The organism is Lactococcus sp. KTH0-1S (assembly GCF_052544945.1).
This window is the reverse complement of sequence record NZ_CP195165.1, coordinates 1,834,696-1,854,929: the sequence shown is the minus strand read 5'-3', so window position 1 is coordinate 1,854,929 and position 20,234 is coordinate 1,834,696. Positions and strand designations below refer to the sequence as shown.

General features: G+C 37.0%; 16 protein-coding genes. 14 read left to right on the top strand and 2 right to left on the bottom strand.

Annotated features, from left to right (window positions below):
• Positions 1 to 44: 44 nt before the first annotated feature.
• The gene (locus ACRYLU_RS08925; protein WP_017864929.1) at positions 45 to 719 is read right to left on the bottom strand and encodes a helix-turn-helix domain-containing protein; all 675 of its coding nucleotides are present in this window, start codon (positions 717 to 719) and stop codon (positions 45 to 47) included.
• Between the two features lie 233 nt (positions 720 to 952).
• On the opposite strand from ACRYLU_RS08925, the gene ACRYLU_RS08920 reads away from it, so the two are divergent.
• The 13 genes from ACRYLU_RS08920 (at position 953) to sufU (ending at position 18,550) form a co-directional block, all read left to right on the top strand.
• Complete coding sequence (locus ACRYLU_RS08920) at positions 953 to 1,561, top strand: transcriptional regulator (RefSeq protein WP_445080885.1); 609 nt, start codon at positions 953 to 955, stop codon at positions 1,559 to 1,561.
• 265 nt (positions 1,562 to 1,826) lie between these two features.
• Complete coding sequence (gene rpoB / locus ACRYLU_RS08915) at positions 1,827 to 5,417, top strand: DNA-directed RNA polymerase subunit beta (RefSeq protein WP_038601867.1); 3,591 nt, start codon at positions 1,827 to 1,829, stop codon at positions 5,415 to 5,417.
• 108 nt (positions 5,418 to 5,525) lie between these two features.
• A complete protein-coding gene (rpoC, locus tag ACRYLU_RS08910) occupies positions 5,526 to 9,149 on the top strand; it encodes a DNA-directed RNA polymerase subunit beta' (protein WP_179884593.1) in 3,624 nt (1,207 codons plus the stop codon).
• A 144-nt stretch (positions 9,150 to 9,293) separates the two neighbouring features.
• A complete protein-coding gene (locus tag ACRYLU_RS08905; protein WP_445080884.1) occupies positions 9,294 to 10,202 on the top strand; it encodes a diacylglycerol/lipid kinase family protein in 909 nt (302 codons plus the stop codon).
• A 147-nt stretch (positions 10,203 to 10,349) separates the two neighbouring features.
• A complete protein-coding gene (locus ACRYLU_RS08900) occupies positions 10,350 to 11,036 on the top strand; it encodes an amino acid ABC transporter permease (RefSeq protein WP_004255158.1) in 687 nt (228 codons plus the stop codon).
• The gene (locus ACRYLU_RS08895; protein WP_058205201.1) at positions 11,036 to 11,770 is read left to right on the top strand and encodes an amino acid ABC transporter ATP-binding protein; all 735 of its coding nucleotides are present in this window, start codon (positions 11,036 to 11,038) and stop codon (positions 11,768 to 11,770) included. Before ACRYLU_RS08900 ends, ACRYLU_RS08895 begins: the two co-directional genes overlap by 1 nt.
• Before the next feature lie 129 nt (positions 11,771 to 11,899).
• Positions 11,900 to 12,601: an adaptor protein MecA gene (locus tag ACRYLU_RS08890; RefSeq protein WP_004255173.1), complete on the top strand. Its 702-nt coding sequence runs from the start codon at positions 11,900 to 11,902 to the stop codon at positions 12,599 to 12,601.
• Positions 12,602 to 12,603: 2 nt separating this feature from the next.
• The gene (locus ACRYLU_RS08885; RefSeq protein ID WP_058205200.1) at positions 12,604 to 13,935 is read left to right on the top strand and encodes a glycosyltransferase family 4 protein; all 1,332 of its coding nucleotides are present in this window, start codon (positions 12,604 to 12,606) and stop codon (positions 13,933 to 13,935) included.
• Between the two features lie 175 nt (positions 13,936 to 14,110).
• Positions 14,111 to 14,881: a Fe-S cluster assembly ATPase SufC gene (gene sufC / locus ACRYLU_RS08880; RefSeq protein ID WP_445080883.1), complete on the top strand. Its 771-nt coding sequence runs from the start codon at positions 14,111 to 14,113 to the stop codon at positions 14,879 to 14,881.
• Between the two features lie 137 nt (positions 14,882 to 15,018).
• Complete coding sequence (sufD, locus tag ACRYLU_RS08875) at positions 15,019 to 16,275, top strand: Fe-S cluster assembly protein SufD (protein ID WP_445080882.1); 1,257 nt, start codon at positions 15,019 to 15,021, stop codon at positions 16,273 to 16,275.
• Complete coding sequence (locus ACRYLU_RS08870; RefSeq protein ID WP_058205197.1) at positions 16,275 to 17,492, top strand: cysteine desulfurase; 1,218 nt, start codon at positions 16,275 to 16,277, stop codon at positions 17,490 to 17,492. The genes sufD and ACRYLU_RS08870 overlap by 1 nt, the downstream gene beginning before the upstream one ends.
• 1 nt (position 17,493) lies before the next feature.
• Positions 17,494 to 17,976 (top strand): hypothetical protein, encoded by a 483-nt coding sequence (locus ACRYLU_RS08865; RefSeq protein WP_010906139.1) that lies wholly within the window; start codon positions 17,494 to 17,496, stop codon positions 17,974 to 17,976.
• 115 nt (positions 17,977 to 18,091) lie between these two features.
• Positions 18,092 to 18,550, top strand: a complete 459-nt coding sequence (sufU, locus tag ACRYLU_RS08860; RefSeq protein ID WP_038601844.1) for a Fe-S cluster assembly sulfur transfer protein SufU — start codon at positions 18,092 to 18,094, stop codon at positions 18,548 to 18,550.
• Here the strand turns inward: sufU and ACRYLU_RS08855 are convergent, their stop codons facing one another.
• Positions 18,551 to 18,700, bottom strand: coding sequence for a hypothetical protein (locus tag ACRYLU_RS08855; RefSeq protein WP_162472715.1), 150 nt, complete (start codon positions 18,698 to 18,700; stop codon positions 18,551 to 18,553).
• 12 nt (positions 18,701 to 18,712) lie between these two features.
• Between ACRYLU_RS08855 and sufB the strand changes: the two genes are divergently transcribed.
• Positions 18,713 to 20,125: a Fe-S cluster assembly protein SufB gene (sufB, locus tag ACRYLU_RS08850; RefSeq protein ID WP_004255207.1), complete on the top strand. Its 1,413-nt coding sequence runs from the start codon at positions 18,713 to 18,715 to the stop codon at positions 20,123 to 20,125.
• Positions 20,126 to 20,234: the final 109 nt, after the last annotated feature.

Sequence of the window (20,234 nt, the reverse complement as noted above, 5' to 3'; positions counted from 1 at the left end):
CAGCACTTTTTAACAGCAATTTGAAAATTAATGAAAACTCGTAATTAAATAGTTCTGAAACGATAAATTTTAGCAATTTTGCCAAAAAGTTCAGGGACTTCGGCAAGGCTTCCAGCATCACGGCTTAGACAAGTAAGCTTTTCATCTTTTACTGAAAGCTTGGCAAAATGGTCATGTTGCAACAAGAAATTATGGATCAACTCTGCAAAATTTGCGTCAGTAAATTTTACAAAAAGTAAATCTCCATTACCAGGAGCTTCCGCATCTAAAGGACCCCCGACGAGTTCAAAAACTGCATCGTAATCATCAGGAAGTTGCTTTGTGAGCAGTTTGATTGTTTTGCGGCTTTCTTGTAGCGCCCAAGTATTGTCGCCACAAAATACAAATTGTTCAGTACTCAAAGAAATGGGCTCTCTTTCAAGAAGTTCAAGCTCATCAATTCGATTTTGAATATAATTTAACAAGTTTTGTTTATTATCTAATGTAAGATATTCAAACAAAAGCTTTGCCTTATTATAACTGTACTTGTCATCTTTACCAAGAAGGTATTCAGTTGTGACATTGAAATAATCAGCAATTTCTGTCAATCTTTTGGCAGAAGGTTCTTTTCCCAAGCGATAATTAGCAAGGGCGTTTCTGGGATATCTCAACTCTCTTTCGACCTGGTTGAAAGATTTCTGAGAATCAATAACTAAAGTTTTTAGACGGTCATAGAACATTAAAATCACCTCAACATGTATTGAATAAATTTTTTTAATATTTGTAACAAATACATTATATCATATAGTTATCGGATATAAAATACCTAAAATTTAAAAACATAGCAATATTTTAGTTAAAAAATTAATTTTTGCAAATTATCTAACAAAATTGACATCTATAGCGTTATATGGTATTATAAAAGTAATCATAAGAATACTCAAAATGCTTTTTGAGAAGAGAAAGGGAAAAATTGAAAGAAATTTATGACAAAATCCAAGACATAAATATTATTTTGAAAAGATCATTTATTGACCTTGGAAAACCACTAGCTTATCAAGAGGTGGTAGAGAAAAGTGCCAAAGTTTTAGAGTCTAGCCTTTTTATCATAGATACCAAACGAAATTGTTTAGGTTATGGTTTTACTAATTCTGATAATTCTTATCAGGATGATATAAACCTCCAAAATTTTTTTATCTATCAAAAAATATCAAAAGATATCTCTAGTCAACTATTAAATCACTATGAAATGAGCGCAAGCCTACCAATGGGCCAATCAATTTTAGAACCAGTGAAAGAAATTTCGAGTAAATTTCCAAATAAATTTCTCACCTTTCTACCTATAGAAGGAAATCATTTGAGATTGGGAACTCTTTTTCTACTGACAGATTCTCCCATGGAAGAAGAAAAGAGAATATTGGTAGATTTTTTATCAACATTTATAGGGAATCAAATGTCTTATATCATGTTGGCAGAATTGGAAGGGCAAAGACGAAATGAAACCTTTGTTTCTTTAGTTCAATCATTATCTCGTTCAGAATTAGAAGCATTTAAAAGCATCATTGAAAAAATAGACCGTTAAACTAGAAAAAGCTTGAAAATTTTCATATAAAATAGTATAATGGAAATAATGGTTTGTCAGCAAAATCTGTGGGATATATTGTCCCCATAGGCTTTGTAAGCAACGAAACACTACTGTTTTCGTTGCTTTTTTGGCGTCTTTTATATTGAATAAACCAGAAAAGTTATGAAAAAGACAAACTACAGACTTTTCGGTTTTTTTAATTAAAAATTCATCAAAAACACAGACTTTTTTAATCAAATCTAAAAAATAGAGGAGAAAACACTTGGCAGGACATGACGTAAAATACGGTAAACACCGTACAAGACGCAGTTTTTCACGTATTAAAGAAGTAATCGGTTTGCCAAACCTCATCGAAGTTCAAACATTAAGTTATAAAAACTTCCTCGATGAAGGTCTTGCAAATGTCTTCAAAGAAATGTTTCCAATCGACAACTTTGCGGGTACAATGGAACTCGAATTTGTTGGTTATGAAATGAAAACCCCAAAATACACTGTTGAAGAAGCTCGCGCACATGACGCAAACTATTCAGCACCTATCTATGTAACCTTCCGTCTTGTAAATAAAGAAACTGGTGAATTAAAAACACAAGAAGTCTTCTTTGGTGACTTCCCACTCATGACTGAAATGGGGACATTTATCAATAACGGTTCAGAACGTTTGATCGTTAGCCAATTGGTACGTAGTCCTGGTTCATACTTCCATCTTAAAGCTGATAAAAACGGTCTTGAAAGTTTTGGACATACAACCATTCCTAACCGTGGAGCTTGGTTTGAGTTAGATACAGATGCTAAAGGCATTGGTTATGTTCGTATTGACCGTACACGTAAATTAACTTTTACAACTATGCTTCGTGCGCTTGGATTTGGTTCAGATGAAGAAATCCTTGAATTGTTGGGCGAAACTCAACTTTTAACAGACACTATTGCAAAAGATGTTCATAAAAACCCAGCTGACACTCGTGTAGAAGAAGCGCTCAAAGACATCTATGACCGCTTGCGTCCAGGAGAACCTAAAACAGCAGATAGCTCACGTGGCTTGCTTGTTGCTCGTTTCTTCGATCCAAAACGTTATGACTTCGCACCTGTTGGACGTTACAAATTTAACAAGAAATTAGCGCTTAAAAATCGTTTGCTTGGTTTGACTTTGGCTGAACCGATTGTTGATCCAGAAACTGGTGAAATTCTTGTTAATACAGATACTCTTGTTACTCGTGATGTGCTTGATTTAATCGAACCATTGCTTGATAACGGTCTTGGAAACTTTGTTGTTGAACCATCTGACGACGCTGTAATTCCAGAACCAATTACTTTGCAAAGTATCAAAGTTTATTCACCTAAAGATCCAGAACGTGTTGTTACTTTACTCTCAAATGGTAATCCTGATGCAGAATGCCGTGTCTTGACACCAGCCGATGTGATTTCAAATATCAGCTACTGGCTTGGTCTTGCTGAAGGAATTGGTAAAGTAGACGATATTGACCACTTAGGTAACCGTCGTATCCGTTCAGTAGGTGAATTGCTTCAAAACCAAGTACGTATCGGACTTTCACGTATGGAACGTGTAATTCGCGAACGTATGTCATCTTCAGAAAATGAAAATATCACACCACAAGGTTTGATTAACATTCGTCCTGTAACAGCTTCAATTAAAGAATTCTTTGGTTCATCACAATTGTCACAATTTATGGACCAACACAATCCTTTATCTGAGCTTTCACACAAACGTCGTTTTTCTGCCTTAGGACCTGGTGGTATCTCACGTGACCGTGCTTCATATGAAGTACGTGACGTTCACTATACTCACTATGGCCGTATGTGTCCTATTGAAACACCTGAAGGACCAAACATCGGTTTGATTAACAACTTGTCATCATATGCCAAAGTAAACGAATATGGTTTCATCATGTCACCATACCGTCGTGTTGACCGTGTGAACGGTGTGGTTACTGACGAAGTTGAATATTTAACTGCCGATGAAGAAGACAACTATACTGTTGCCCAAGCAAACTCACCATTGACTGAAGATAGCCGCTTTGCTAACGAAACAGTTATGGCTCGTCATACTGGTAACAATATTGAAGTTGAAGCTTCAACAGCAGACTATATGGACGTTTCACCTAAACAGGTTATCGCCGTAGCTGCTGCATGTATTCCATTCTTAGAAAACGATGACTCCAACCGTGCCCTCATGGGTGCCAACATGCAACGTCAAGCAGTTCCATTGATTGACCCACATGCACCTTGGATTGGTACTGGTATGGAACATCAAACTGCTCGTGACTCAGGTGCTGCACTTCTTGCAAAACATGCTGGTGTTGTTGAGTATGTTGATGGTAACGAAATTCGTGTTCGCCGTACTTCTGGTGAACTTGATATTTACAATATTACAAAATATCGTCGTTCAAACTCAGGAACTTCTTATAACCAACGCCCATTGGCTCGACTTGGAGAAAAAGTTGAGAAAGGGGACATCATTGCTGATGGACCTTCTATGGAAAATGGAGAAATGGCCCTTGGTCAAAATCCACTTGTTGCTTATATGACTTGGGAAGGTTATAACTTCGAGGATGCGGTAATTATGTCAGAACGTTTGATTAAAGACGACGTTTATACATCAATTGCCATCGAAGAATATGAATCAGAAACACGCGATACAAAACTTGGCCCTGAAGAAATTACTCGAGAAATTCCAAACGTTGGGGATGAAGCGCTCAAAAACCTCGATGAATCAGGAATTATCCGTATTGGTGCGGAAGTTAAAGATGGCGACTTGCTTGTTGGTAAAGTAACTCCTAAAGGTGAAACTGATCCAACGCCAGAAGAACGTTTGCTTCGTGCAATCTTCGGTGAAAAAGCTCGTGAAGTTCGTGATACATCACTTCGTGTTCCTCACGGAGGTGGCGGTATTGTTCATGACGTTCGTGTATTTACACGCGAAAATGGTGATGAATTGCCATCAGGTGTGAATAAACTTGTTCGTGTCTTCATCGCTCAAAAACGTAAGATTCACGTTGGGGATAAAATGGCCGGACGTCATGGTAATAAAGGGGTTGTTTCAAACATCGTTCCAATGGAAGATATGCCTTACTTACCAGATGGAACACCTATTGATATCATGTTGAACCCACTTGGGGTACCATCACGTATGAATATCGGACAAGTTATGGAGCTCCATTTAGGTATGGCTGCTCGTACACTTGGAATTCACATTGCAACTCCAGTGTTTGATGGAGCATCTGATGAAGATATCTGGGATACCGTTAAAGAAGCTGGAATGGCTGATGATGCGAAAACAGTTCTTTATGACGGACGTACTGGTGAACCATTTGATAACCGAATTTCAGTCGGTGTCATGTATATGATTAAACTTCATCACATGGTTGATGACAAACTCCATGCTCGTTCAGTTGGTCCTTACTCACTCGTTACACAACAACCGCTCGGTGGTAAAGCGCAGTTCGGTGGACAACGTTTTGGGGAAATGGAAGTTTGGGCACTTGAAGCCTATGGTGCTGCCAATGTTCTTCAAGAAATCTTGACTTACAAATCAGATGACGTGATTGGACGTACGCGCGCTTATGAAGCTATTGTTAAAGGTGAACGTATTCCTAAACCAGGTCTTCCTGAATCATTCCGCGTATTGGTTAAAGAGCTACAATCACTTGGTCTTGATATGAAAGTCCTTGATGCTGACCGTAATGTTCTTGACTTACGTGAATTGGATGAAGATGAAGTAATGACTCGTCCAGATAATACAGAAATTACTCCTGAAATGCTTGAAGCACAGGAAGCTATTGTTGCACAAGCAGAAGCTGAAGAAGAAGCTTTGATTAACGCTGATACTGAAAAATAAGATTTTGTAATTAATATTTTGAGAGAGATTTACTGACAAAAATTTCTGTCAGTAAATCTCTAATCTCATAATCGTCTAGCGTTAAATTTATTAGAAGTGGAGAAAGAATTGGTTGATGTAAATAAATTTGAGAGTATGCGTATTGGTATCGCATCTCCACAAAAAATTCGTTACTGGTCATTCGGTGAAGTTAAAAAACCAGAAACAATTAACTATCGTACACAAAAACCTGAACGTGAAGGACTCTTTGATGAACGTATTTTCGGTCCTCAAAAAGACTGGGAATGTGCTTGTGGAAAACTTAAAGGTGTTTTCTACAAAAATCAAGTCTGTGAACTTTGTGGTGTTCAAGTAACAACTGCAAAATCACGTCGTGAACGTATGGGACATATTGAGCTTGCTGCTCCAATTTCACACATTTGGTACTTCAAAGGAATTCCATCACGTATGGGACTTGCTCTTGATATGAGTCCACGTGCACTTGAAGAAGTAATTTACTTTGCAAGTTATGTTGTGATTGATCCTAAAGAAACTGATCTTGAGAAGAAACAACTCTTGACTGAACGTGAATATCGTGAACAACTTTTGAAAAATGGTTTTGGTTCATTCGTTGCAAAAATGGGTGCTGAAGCGATTCAAGATTTGTTGAACGATGTTGATATTGATAAAGAAGTTTCTGAACTCAAAGAAGAGCTCAAAACAGTTACTGGACAACGTCGTGTAAAAATTATTCGTCGTTTGGACGTTTTGTCAGCTTTCAGAAAATCAGGAAATGCTTTATCTTGGATGGTCTTAAACGTATTACCAGTTATTCCACCAGATTTGCGTCCAATGGTTCAATTGGATGGTGGACGTTTTGCCACATCTGACTTGAATGACTTATACCGTCGTGTTATTAACCGTAATAACCGTTTGAAACGTTTGATGGAACTTAATGCCCCAAATATTATCGTTCAAAATGAAAAACGGATGCTTCAAGAAGCTGTTGATACTTTGATTGACAATGGTCGTCGTGGTCGTCCAATCACTGGTGCTGGTAACCGTCCATTGAAATCTCTTTCACATATGTTGAAAGGGAAACAAGGACGTTTCCGTCAAAACTTGCTTGGTAAACGTGTTGACTATTCTGGACGTTCAGTTATCGCTGTAGGTCCAACACTCAAAATGTACCAATGTGGTGTTCCGCGTGAAATGGCGATTGAGTTGTTCAAACCATTCGTAATGGCTCAACTTGTTAAGAAAGAATTGGCTGCTAATATTCGTGCGGCTAAACGTAAAGTTGAACGTCAAGATTCTGATGTTTGGGATGTACTTGAAACAGTTGTTAAAGAACACCCTGTTCTTCTTAACCGCGCACCTACGCTTCACCGTTTAGGTATTCAAGCTTTTGAACCAGTCTTAATTGATGGTAAAGCCATCCGTCTTCACCCACTTGCTTGTGAAGCCTATAACGCCGACTTTGACGGTGACCAAATGGCCATTCACTTGCCATTGTCTGAAGAAGCACAAGCTGAAGCACGTCTTTTGATGCTTGCTGCTGAACATATCTTGAACCCTAAAGATGGTAAACCAGTCGTTACACCATCTCAAGATATGGTCCTTGGTAACTACTACCTTACGATGGAAGAAAAAGGTCGTGAAGGCGAAGGAATGATTTTTGCAACTCCTGAAGAAGTTGAAATTGCAATGCGTAATGGTTATGTACATTTACATACTCGTATCGGTATCGCAACAAAATCACTCAACAAACCTTGGACTGAAAACCAAAAAGATAAAATCTTGGTAACCACTGTTGGTAAAGTTATTTTCAACTCAATCATTCCTGAAGGAATGCCTTACTTGAACGAACCAACTGACGTTAACTTGACAACTTCAACTGATGACCGTTTCTTTATGGATGCTGGTCAAGATATCAAAGAAGTTTTGGCTGGAATTGATACTGTTCGTCCATTCAAAAAAGGATATCTTGGAAATATCATCGCTGAGGTCTTCAAACGTTACCGTACAACAGCTACATCTGAGTACCTTGACCGCTTGAAAGACCTTGGTTACCACCAATCTACTTTGGCTGGTTTGACTGTGGGTATCGCCGATATCCCTGTTGTTGAAGATAAACATGAAATCATTGATGCTGCACACAAACGTGTGGAACAAATCACTAAACAATTCCGTCGTGGTTTGATTACTGATGATGAACGTTATAACGCTGTTACAGGTGTTTGGCGTGATGCAAAAGAAGCCCTTGAAAAACGATTGATTGATGAACAAGATTTGACAAACCCAATCGTTATGATGATGGACTCTGGAGCCCGTGGTAATATCTCTAACTTCTCTCAACTTGCTGGTATGCGTGGTTTGATGGCCGCTCCTAATGGTAAAATCATGGAATTGCCTATCATCTCAAACTTCCGTGAAGGTCTTTCTGTCTTGGAAATGTTCTTCTCAACTCACGGTGCCCGTAAAGGGATGACCGATACGGCACTTAAGACAGCCGACTCTGGTTATCTTACTCGTCGTTTGGTTGACGTTGCCCAAGATGTTATCATTCGTGAAGACGACTGTGGAACTGACCGTGGACTTGTAATTTCTGATATTGCTACTGGTAAAGAAATGGTTGAACCACTCTTTGAACGCTTGGTAGGTCGTTATACTCGTAAATCAGTGCTTCATCCAGAAACTGGTGAAATGATTATTGCTGACGATACTTTGATTTCTGAAGATATTGCCCGTAAAATTATTGATGCTGGTGTTAAAGAAGTAACTATCCGTTCAGTATTTACATGTAAAACTCCACATGGTGTATGTAAACATTGTTATGGTATCAACTTGGCAACAGGTGATGCTGTTGAAGTTGGTGAAGCTGTTGGTACAATCGCCGCTCAATCAATCGGTGAACCTGGTACTCAGTTGACAATGCGTACATTCCACACGGGTGGTGTTGCGTCAAGTTCAGATATCACTCAAGGTTTGCCTCGTGTTCAAGAAATCTTTGAAGCACGTAACCCTAAAGGGGAAGCAATCATCACTGAAGTAACTGGTACAGTTGAATCAATCGTTGAAGATCCTGCTACACGTACTCGTGAAATTACTGTTAAAGGTAAAACAGACACTCGTAGCTATACTGTAGGTATGGCTGATGTCTTGATGGTTGAAGAAGGTGAATTTATTCACCGTGGTGCACCTTTGATTCAAGGTTCTATCGAACCTAAACACTTGCTTCAAGTTCGTGATGCTTTGTCAGTTGAAACTTACTTGCTCGGTGAAGTACAAAAAACTTACCGTTCACAAGGGGTTGAAATTGGTGACAAACACATCGAGGTAATGGTTCGCCAAATGCTTCGTAAAGTTCGTGTCATGGATAATGGTTCAACTGATATCCTTCCAGGTACTTTGATGGATATTTCTGACTTTGAAGCTTTGAATGAAACTGCACTCTTGAATGGTGAAATGCCTGCAACTGGTCGTCCAGTCTTGATGGGTATTACTAAAGCCTCTCTTGAAACAAATTCATTCTTGTCAGCTGCATCATTCCAAGAAACAACTCGTGTCCTTACTGATGCCGCAATTCGTGGTAAAGAAGATCACTTGCTTGGTTTGAAAGAAAATGTTATTATCGGTAAGATTATTCCTGCTGGTACAGGTATGTTCCGTTACCGTAACATTGAACCTTTAGCTGATTTAACAAATGCTCCAGAAGTAGAAGAAGTTGAAACAGAAACTGTGGAAAACTAATTTTAAATCTAGAAAATAAATAAAAATTACTGATAGAATTTCTGTCAGTAATTTTTTTATTTTTGTCAGTAACTTTTTTTATTAAATTTACTGACAAAATCATTAAAAACATAAAATCTCTGTCATTTTTGGTAAAATAATTCTATGACTTATTATCTCCTTGCAAATCCCAATTCTGGTGCAGGTAAAGGTGCTCGGACTTTGGAGACTTTGATTCCATATTTGGAAAAAAAGAATTATGAATATCGACTTTTTAAAACTAAAGCTGCTGGAGAAGAAGGCGCTTTGGTCAGACAAATATTAGACCTTAAAAATCCGGATGACCACTTAGTAATTATTGGTGGGGATGGTACCATTTCACTTGTCATTAATGAACTTCCAGAAGAAGAGGCCTTTTCTTATATTCCTTCAGGTTCTGGCAATGATTTCGCCAGAAGTTTAAAGTTGAAACTTGACCCAATTGAATCTTTTGAAGCTGCTCGTAGAGGAATTAATCATGAGATTTTTATCATGAATTATCAATCTAAAGGATTGAGTGGCTATGCTCTAAATAATATTGGAATTGGTTTAGATGCAACTATCGTGAAATCTGCCAATGAAGGAAAACTTAAACAAGTACTTAACAAATTGAAATTAGGGAGTTTTTCATATATTTTGACAGCCTTGCACGTTTTGATAACTAAAAAGCCATTTCCAGCTTTAATTGAAGTAGAAAATCAAGAAATTTCACTAGAAAATGCCTTTCTGATGACTTTTACCAAACATCCATACTTTGGAGGTGGAGTAAAAATTTCTCCTGAGGCCACCAATGAAAATGCAGATATACATCTTGTTGAATATAATAAACATCATTTATTACGGACTTTTTCATTAATTCCAAGTGTTCTTCGCGGAATGCATTTAAAACATCCCTTATTTTTACACCGAGTGAGTCCTCAGTTTTCCGTAGAATTAGCAGAAAGTCAACCAGTCCAAATTGATGGAGAATTTCATGAGTTAGTTGCTGCTGACAGACTTTCAATCAGTACTGAAAGAAGAATGATTATTTACTGACAGAATAAAAAAACTCCAATTATGGAGTTTTTATTTATTTTTAATTAATTATTATACATTAATTGTTGTATTTTTATACTTTTTATATTATAATTATGCTATTGTTTTTTTATAAAAATAGAAATTATAAAACAGAAAAGAGAAAATATGAACTTTGATTTTTTACCGAAATATCTGCCCTATTTTAATGACGGGATGATTGTCACAATTTTGATTTCAGCTTTCGTGGTTTTGATTGGAACACTCTTAGGGATTGTCACAGCCCTTGCCAAGATTTCTAAAATTGCTCCTTTGCGCTGGTTGGCAAATATCTATATTGAAATTTTCCGTGGAACACCAATGCTCGTTCAAATTATGCTTGGTTTTGGCTTAATGGGAAGTCTATCTTTACCAACTTTTCAAGTTGGGATTTTACAACAAGATTTGGGGCGCTTGATTCCAGGGATTATTGTAATCTCATTGAATTCGGGGGCTTATATGGCGGAAATTGTTCGGGCTGGAATTGAAGCTGTTCCTCTTGGTCAAAAAGAAGCAGCCTATTCATTAGGAATTCGCCCAAGACAAGCGATGGCAACCGTTATTTTACCTCAGGCTTTGAGAAACATTCTACCAGCCGTCGGCAATGAATTTGTGACAATTATCAAGGATAGCTCGCTTCTTTATACAATTGGAGTAATGGAAGTTTTCAACGGTGCACAAACAGTAGCAAATTTGACTTATCAAACCATTAGCCCGATGCTATTTGTAGCTCTCTACTATTTTGTAGTTACTTTTGTTGTCAGTCGCTTACTTGTTTTATTTGAAAAGAAACTCGGGAAAGGATATGCAAAATAATGAATGAATATTTAATCGAAATAAAAAATCTGCATAAATATTTTGGAAAAAATGAAGTCTTAAAAGGACTTGATATCCAAATAAAAAAAGGTGAAGTCGTTGTGATGATTGGACCCTCTGGTTCTGGGAAATCAACTTTTTTAAGGACGATGAACTTATTAGAAAAACCAACAGATGGTCAAGTCTATTTTGAAGGAGTTAATATTGCTGATAAATCAGTGGATGTCTTCAAACACCGAGAAAAAATGGGGATGGTTTTTCAACAATTTAATCTATTTCCTAATATGACAGTCCTTGAAAATCTATGTTTAGCTCCAGTTAAAACGGGTAAAATGACCAAAGAAGAAGCTAAAAAAACGGCGGAAAATTTACTTCAAAGAGTTGGACTCTCAGATAAAGCAGAGGCTTATCCACAAGCATTGTCAGGTGGGCAACAACAAAGGGTAGCTATTGCTCGTGCTTTAGCCATGAACCCAGATGTGATGCTTTTTGATGAACCAACATCAGCACTTGACCCTGAAATGGTTGGTGAAGTTTTAGCCGTGATGCAAGAACTTGCCAAAGAAGGCATGACAATGGTTGTTGTAACTCATGAAATGGGATTTGCTAAAACAGTTGCTGACAGAGTTTTGTTCATGGCTGATGGAACAATTGTTGAGCAAGGAAAACCGGCACAAGTTTTTGATTCTCCAAAAGAAAAAAGAACACAAGACTTTTTAGCAAAGGTCCTATAATTTAAAAGCTTATAGTTAAAGAGAATATCAAAAAAACGGCATGTCTGCTGTTTTTTTTCTGGTCTGTGGTATAATACTAATAAGACTGGTAAAGTGATAGAAGACAAATTATAGAAAAGAGAAAACAAAATGAAATATGAGGATATAAACGAAAATACTATAAAAATCACCTTGTCTTTTGATGATTTGACAGATTATGACATCAAATTATCAGACTTTTTCGGAAATCAAGAAGTCATTGAACAATTTTTCTATGAATTGGTTGATGAGCTTGGTTTAGAAAATCGCTTTGGAAATGTGGGAATGTTAACTTTCCAAATCCAACCTTTTCCTCAAGGTGTTCATATGATTGTTCATGAAGAAGCGATGCTAGGTGAAGGTGGAGAAATTCCAGATGACCCAGAAGAGTTTGAAGAATTGATGACTGGTTTTTATAATAAATTAAATGAAATAGGGGCAGATATGGCGCGCGAGCGAGGAATTACTGATTTTAAACCTGGGCTTGGTTTACCAGGAACAAAAAAAGACGAAGCTGAACAAGAGCCAGATTTTATTTATTACTCTATTCGTTATGAAGATATTATGTCTGTCTTAACAGGAATAAAAAATGTGAAGTTTGCTGATGAAGAATCAGAGTTTTATCGTTATGATGGCAATTTTTATCTTGTTGTTTTGGATAATCAAAAAGAAAAAGGCAAGATGCATGTTGAAAGTACCCGTTCACGAATGATGGAATATGGGGAAGCAACAAAAATGAGTCGAGAATTTTTGCAGGAGTATGGTGAATGTCTTATTGCGACACGTGCTTTAGATGTTCTTAGAAAAATCTAAATATGGTTGATACATTAAAAGAAATCCCCTTTGCACTTAAGTTCCTAATTGTTATTATTATCACTTTTGGTATCTCTGTGATTTTAACGCCAATTATGACTTTTGTGTCCAAAGCAATTGGTGCGGTGGACAAGCCTAACGAGCGTCGTGTGAATAAAAAACCAATGCCCTCTGCTGGAGGTCTGGTCATTTTCATTGCTTTTGCGATTGCAACCTTGTTTATTCTGCCACATATTGTTCATAATCAGCCTCCCATTCATTCGCAACCTCCAGTACATGGCGCAAGTCATCAGCCAATTCAGCTAGTCAGCTATTTTAGCTACATTTGGCCCTTTATTGTTGGTGCTGGAATTGTTGTTTTGACTGGTTTGATTGATGATATAAAAGAAATTTCACCTAAAATGAAACTTTTAGGATTGACAGTTGCGGCGAGTTTTATCTGGTTCTTTACCAATGCCCGCTTTGATAATTTAAAAATTCCTTTCGGGGGACCTTTACTAATCTTCCCTGCTTGGTTATCCTTTATTTTTACCGTTTTTTGGATACTTGCGATTACTAATGCAATAAATTTAATTGACGGATTGGATGGACTAGCCAGTGGAGTATCAATTATTTCACTGACAACAATGGGAATTGTTTCTTACTTTTTCTTACCAAGTCCAAATGTATTTTTACCGATTACTATTTTTATAATGGTGGCTGCAATTATGGGATTCTTTCCTTATAATTATCATCCAGCGATTATTTATCTGGGGGATACGGGAGCCCTGTTCCTTGGTTTTATCATCTCGGTTGCTTCTTTGCAAGGATTGAAAAATGCAACGGCTGTAGCCGTTTTGACTCCTTTACTAATTTTAGGAGTACCAATTACGGATACAATTATGGCAATGGTTCGTCGTAAACTTAATCGTCAATCAATTGCAACGGCTGATAAACGACATCTTCACCATCGCCTAATGGCACTTGGTTTTACTCATCGTGGAGCTGTTCTAGTCATTTATGGAATTGCATCGATATTTGCATTTATCTCCATTCTTTTACAATTTTCAAGTCGTATCGGTGGGATTCTCTTAGTGATTGCTTGTCTCTTTGGATTGGAAATATTTATTGAACTTGTTGGAATTTTAGGCGAAAATCGGCAGCCAGTCTTAAAAGCACTGAAATTTGTTGGAAATTCTAGTTATCGTGATAAAGTTCTCCATTCTGATGAAGATGCAGATACAGATGAAAATGAAGAAGATATTGAAAATCATTCAATGATAGATGAGGAAATTGATGAACCAACACAAGAATTCCCAATTCAAAATTATCGTAGAAGTCGAAATAAAAAATAAGAAAAACCTCTAATTTTAGAGGTTTTTTTGATATCTAAAAATGCCTCTAGTCATTTATTATTTATATTGCGATTAATAAAAATAATGTATGCGAAAATAACAAATTTTGTCAATTTTTTGTTAGAATAGAGACTATAAATGTCAAATACAATTGACAATTCAAAGGAGCGAAAAAATGGCTACACTTGAAATTAAAAATCTTCATGTGGCGATTGAAGATAAAGAGATTCTCAAAGGAGTCAATCTAGTCATCAACACCAATGAAATCCATGCGATTATGGGACCTAATGGGACTGGTAAATCAACATTATCTGCTGCAATTATGGGAAATCCTAATTATAGCGTGACACAAGGAGAGGTTCTTTTTGACGGTCAAAACGTTTTAGAAATGAGCGTTGATGAGAGAGCTCGTCTTGGACTTTTCCTTGCCATGCAATATCCATCTGAAATTCCAGGAATTACGAATGCAGAATTTTTGCGAGCAGCAATGAATGCTAAACTTGCTGAGGATGACAAAGTTTCTGTTATGGAATTTATCAAAAAATTGGATAAAAATATGGAAGTTTTGAGCATGAAAGAAGAAATGGCTGAGCGCTATCTCAATGAAGGCTTTTCTGGTGGTGAAAAGAAACGTAATGAAATCCTTCAACTTTTGATGTTAGAACCAACTTTTGCCATTCTTGATGAAATTGACTCAGGACTTGATATTGATGCTTTAAAAGTTGTTGCTAAAGGTGTTAATTCAATGCGTGGTGAAAAATTTGGGGCATTGATCATTACGCACTATCAACGTTTGCTTGATTATATTACACCAGATGTTGTCCACATTATGATGGATGGTCGTGTGGTGAAAACAGGCGGCGCAGAACTAGCTAAACGTCTGGAAACTGAAGGATATGTCAATATCGCTGAGGAACTTGGATTAGAATATAAAGAAGAAGTTTAAGGAAAGGAGATAGTAAGTTATTTTTGTTTACTGACAGAGCTGTCAGTAAGTCTAAAGTTCATTAATTTACTGATAGAATGATTTGTCAGTAAATTAGTGAATTCAGTTAAGAAAATGCAAACTTGCTAATATTAATTATGAATCAAGAAATCTTAAACTTTTCACAAATGTATGCTGAACCAGCTTGGTTATCAGATTTACGTCAAAAAGCTGCACTTGAATTTGAAAATCTAGAATTACCTAATATTGAACGAGTAAAAATTAATCGTTGGGGCTTAGACCATTTAACAATTTCTGAAAACGAAGAAATCGGATCTGTTCCTACTTTTACAGAAATTCCAAATCATCCTTTGCTTGTTCAAGTCGGAAGTCAAACAGTTATGGAACAAATGACACCAAATTTGGCTGAACAAGGCGTAATTTTCACAGATTTCAATTCAGCTTTAACCGAAATTCCTGAACTACTTGAGGAAAATTTTGGTTCTGTGGTTCCATTTAATGAAAGTTCTTTAACAGCAGCAAATACTGCGACCTTTAATTCTGGATTAGTTCTTTATGTTCCAGATGGTGTGGAAGTTCTTGAACCCATTGAATCAATTTTGATGCAAGAGGGTTCATCAGAAGTTCCTTTTAATAAACGAATTTTAATTATTGTTGGAAAAAATGCCAAAGTTGACTACCTTGAACGTTTGGAAACAAGTGGTGAGCAAAGCTCAAAAGCAAAAGCAAATATTGTCGTTGAAGTGATTGCAAAAGCAGGGGCTCAAGTCAAATTTGCAGCCATTGACCGTTTAGGAGAAAATGTTACAGCTTCAGTTGTTCGTCGCGGATTGATTGGTGATAATGCAACAGTTGACTGGTCCGTTGGTGTCATGAATGACGGAAATGTTGTTGCTGACTTTGATAGTGACCTCAAAGGGAATGGTTCTCATTCACAAATTAAAGTGGTTGGGATTTCAACAGGTCATCAAACGCAAGGAATTGATACAAGAGTGACTAATTTTGGTCTAAATTCGGTTGGTCATATCTTGCAAAATGGTGTAATTCTTGATAAAGGAACTTTGACATTTAATGCCATTGGTCATATTATCAAAGGGGCGAAAAATGCAGATGCCCAACAATCTTCTCATGTTTTAATGCTTTCTGATAAAGGACGAGGAGATGCAAATCCAATTCTCTTGATTGATGAAAATGAAGTAACTGCGGGTCACGCAGCTTCTGTTGGTCAGGTAGATGAGGAAGATTTATTCTATCTTCAATCTCGTGGACTTGATGAAGAAACTGCTAAACGACTTGTTATTCGAGGATTTCTCGGTTCAGTTGTCAGTGAAATTCCTGTCAAATCAGTCCAAGCAGAATTTATTGAAACTATTGAAAGAAAGCTGGGCATGTAATGCTTGAAGGCATCAAAAAAGATTTTCCAGTATTGAATCAAATTGTTAATGATGAACCTTTGGTCTATTTGGACAATGCGGCAACGACTCAAAAACCTTTGAAAGTTTTGGCTGCGATAAAAGATTATTATGAAAATGATAATGCTAATGTCCACCGCGGTGTTCATACGTTGGCAGAACGAGCAACTGAAAAATACGAAGCGGCGCGTGAAAAAGTCCGTCAGTTCATCAATGCTAAATCAACAAAAGAGGTTTTGTTTACTAGAGGAACAACGACTTCAATCAACTGGGTTGCTCAATTTGCCGGGCAAATCTTAAAAACAGGGGATGAAATTGTCATTTCGATTATGGAACACCATTCTAATATTGTTCCCTGGCAAGAAGTTGCTAAGAAAACCGGAGCAATCTTAAAGTTTGTCTATCTTAAAGATGGTCAGCTAGATATGGATAATTTACGTAAAAAAATCACTAATCAAACTAAATTTGTATCGATTGCTCATGTTTCTAATGTATTAGGGACAATTAATCCAGTAGAAGAAATTACCAAAATTGCTCATGAACACGGTGCTTACATGGTGGTTGATGGTGCACAATCTACACCACATATGGCGATTGACCTTCAAAAAATGGATGTCGATTTCTTTGCTTTCTCAGGTCATAAAATGATGGGACCAACCGGAATTGGCGTGCTTTATGGCAAAGAAGAACTTCTAAATCAATTTGAACCTGTCGAATTTGGGGGAGAAATGATTGATTTTGTTTATGAAAGTCATTCAACATGGACAGAACTTCCTTGGAAATTTGAAGCTGGCACACCTAATATTGCGGGTGCTATTGCTTTAGGAGCTGCGATTGATTATATTCAAGAGCTTGGAATTGACCAAATTCATCAGCACGAAATTGAATTGATTGATTACCTAATGCCTAAACTTCAAGAAATTGAAGGCTTAAAGATTTATGGACCGAAAGATAATGTAAAAAGAGGCGGTCTAATTGCTTTTAATATTGAAGGACTTCATCCACATGATGTTGCAACTGCCCTTGATATGGAGGGAGTAGCTGTAAGAGCTGGTCACCATTGTGCTCAACCTTTATTGAATTATCTCGAAACTCCAGCAACTGCTAGAGCAAGCTTTTATCTTTATAATACAAAAGCAGATTGTGATAAATTAGTTGAAGCACTAAAAAAAACAAAGGAGTTTTTCAACCTTGATTAATATGCTTAATTGGGTCGCCTCCCTCCCACTTTGGTTGGCAACCACATTTTTATTTGTTGTTGTTTTCTTTAGAGCTCAATGTACTTTTTGGTTAGGAAAATTGAGTTATCATGGAATTTTGAAAACGAAGTGGGGCAAAAAGCTTGAGAAAAATTCAGAAACTTCCGCTGGAATTTTAGCCATTCAAAAAATGGGTTGGCCAATTATTCCTCTGTCTTTTTTAACAGTTGGTTTTCAAACTGCTGTTCAATTTGGCGCTGGCCTAACAAATTGGTCTTGGTATAAATACACATTGGCTGCGATTCCAGGTTACTTAGCTTGGGGATTTATCTATGCCTCAGGAGGACTAAGCCTATTTCGTTCACTTGTTCAGGGTTCGATTGGCTTACTTATTCTATTTATCATCATCATTTTAGCTGTGGTAATTGCAGCAAACCTCGTCCTTCGTTATATTCGTAAAAATGGAATAAAAACGGATGATTAGAGAACAAGAATAATCAAAAAGTTACTGACAGAAATTTTATAAGTCGTTAAAGAAGGCTGTCAGTAACTTTCAGAATTTATTTTTATCAATATTAAAATAAAGAAAGTGTGAAAATGTGGCTTTATCTAAATTAGATAATCTATATCGTGCAGTAATTCTTGACCACTCATCAAATCCACGTCATGCTGGAGAATTACAGACAGGATGTATGGTTGACCTCAACAATCCAACCTGTGGTGATGTGATTCGCCTGACTGTTGAATTTGAAAATGATGTCATTTCAAACATTGCTTTTAGCGGTCATGGCTGCACAATCTCAACAGCTTCAGCTTCAATGATGACCGTTGCTGTTCTTGGAAAAACAAAAGAAGAAGCAAAAGAGTTGGCAACTATTTTTTCAGAAATGGTGACCGGTGAAACTGACGAACGACAAGAAGAACTCGGAGATGCTCAGTTTCTTGCAGGGGTTAGCAAATTTCCAGCTCGAGTAAAATGTTCCACTCTGGCTTGGAATGCTCTAAAAAAAGCCATTGATGTTGGTGAAGCACAAGAAACAGTAATTCATGGCGAATAGCTAAAAGTTACTGACAGATTTTTTATCAGTAAATAAAAACTCGTCAGTAAAACTGAGGAGCCTGTCAGTAGCGACTGAAAAGAGCTTTTTATCAATGGATGAAGGATTTGTCAGCAAAGCTGACAAGTCTGTCAGTAATAAATATGCCAAAGAGGAAGAAAAATGACAGAAAATAGTACACAAGAAGTCGTCAAAGACCTCGAAGAATATAAATTTGGATTTCACGATAATGCAGAACTTGAATTCACAACAGGTTTAGGTTTGACCGAAGAAGTCATTCGCGAAATTTCTGAAACAAAAAATGAACCTGAGTGGATGTTAGAATTTCGTCTGAAATCTTTTGAAGCTTTTAAAAAATTGGACATGCCAAAATGGGGCCCAGATCTTTCTGGTATTGATTTTAATGATATTGTTTATTATCAAAAACCATCAGCAAAAGCTGCGCGTTCTTGGGAAGACGTTCCTCAAGAAATCAAAGACACTTTTGAAAAAATTGGTATTCCAGAAGCGGAACGTTCATATTTGGCAGGAGCTTCTGCTCAATATGAATCAGAAGTTGTTTACCATAATATGAAAGACGAATTTGAAAAATTAGGAATTATTTTCACTGACACTGATTCAGGATTACGTGACTATCCAGAAATTTTTAAAAAATATTTCAGCAAACTCGTTCCACCAACGGATAACAAATTGGCAGCCTTAAATTCTGCCGTTTGGTCTGGAGGGTCATTTGTCTATGTTCCTAAAGGAGTCAAATGTGAGATTCCGATTCAAGCCTATTTCCGTATTAACAACGAAAAATCAGGACAGTTTGAGCGGACATTGATTATTGTTGAAGAAGGGGCGTCAATTCAGTACGTTGAAGGATGTACTGCACCAACTTACTCCGCAAGTTCACTTCATGCAGCAGTGGTTGAAATCTTTGTTGAAGAGGGTGGCTATATGCGCTACTCTACTATTCAAAACTGGTCAGATAACGTCTATAATCTGGTTACCAAGCGTGCTGCTGCAGAAAAAAATGCGACGGTTGAATGGATTGACGGAAACTTAGGTTCAAAAGTATCCATGAAATACCCAGCCGTTCATTTGAATGGACCAGGAGCGCGTGGAACAATGCTTTCAATCGCTTTTGCTGGAGCAAACCAAAATCAAGACACAGGTGCTAAAATGATTCATAACGCACCAAATACTTCAAGTTCAATCATTTCTAAGTCTATTGCCAAAAATGGTGGAGCAGTCAATTACCGTGGACAAGTTACTTTTGGAAAAAATTCTAAAAAATCTGCTTCTCATATTGAATGTGACACAATTTTGATGGATGATTTATCAAAATCAGATACCGTACCATTCAATGAAATTCATAATTCACAAGTTGCCTTGGAACACGAGGCGAAAGTGTCAAAAATTTCAGAAGAACAACTCTATTATTTGATGAGTCGTGGACTTACAGAAAAAGAAGCAACTGACATGATTGTCATGGGCTTCATTGAACCCTTTACTAAGGAATTGCCAATGGAATACGCTGTTGAATTAAATCGCTTGATTTCTTATTCAATGGAGGGTTCTATTGGGTAAAATAAAAAATCTGCTCCCTTGATTTTGGGGAGTATTTTTTTATGATTTATATCTTACTTAGTTTGTGTATTAGAGAAAATAGGTACAATGAAAACTCAGATAGAATCAC

Excerpts from the sequence above, each read along its gene's own strand:
- ACRYLU_RS08925 (WP_017864929.1), bottom strand. The coding sequence starts at position 719 with ATGTTCTATGACCGTCTAAAAACTTTAGTTATTGATTCTCAGAAATCT.
- ACRYLU_RS08905 (WP_445080884.1), top strand. The coding sequence starts at position 9,294 with ATGACTTATTATCTCCTTGCAAATCCCAATTCTGGTGCAGGTAAAGGT.
- ACRYLU_RS08900 (WP_004255158.1), top strand. The coding sequence starts at position 10,350 with ATGAACTTTGATTTTTTACCGAAATATCTGCCCTATTTTAATGACGGG.
- ACRYLU_RS08895 (WP_058205201.1), top strand. The coding sequence starts at position 11,036 with ATGAATGAATATTTAATCGAAATAAAAAATCTGCATAAATATTTTGGA.
- ACRYLU_RS08890 (WP_004255173.1), top strand. The coding sequence starts at position 11,900 with ATGAAATATGAGGATATAAACGAAAATACTATAAAAATCACCTTGTCT.
- ACRYLU_RS08885 (WP_058205200.1), top strand. The coding sequence starts at position 12,604 with ATGGTTGATACATTAAAAGAAATCCCCTTTGCACTTAAGTTCCTAATT.
- sufC (WP_445080883.1), top strand. The coding sequence starts at position 14,111 with ATGGCTACACTTGAAATTAAAAATCTTCATGTGGCGATTGAAGATAAA.
- sufD (WP_445080882.1), top strand. The coding sequence starts at position 15,019 with ATGAATCAAGAAATCTTAAACTTTTCACAAATGTATGCTGAACCAGCT.
- ACRYLU_RS08870 (WP_058205197.1), top strand. The coding sequence starts at position 16,275 with ATGCTTGAAGGCATCAAAAAAGATTTTCCAGTATTGAATCAAATTGTT.
- ACRYLU_RS08865 (WP_010906139.1), top strand. The coding sequence starts at position 17,494 with ATGCTTAATTGGGTCGCCTCCCTCCCACTTTGGTTGGCAACCACATTT.
- sufB (WP_004255207.1), top strand. The coding sequence starts at position 18,713 with ATGACAGAAAATAGTACACAAGAAGTCGTCAAAGACCTCGAAGAATAT.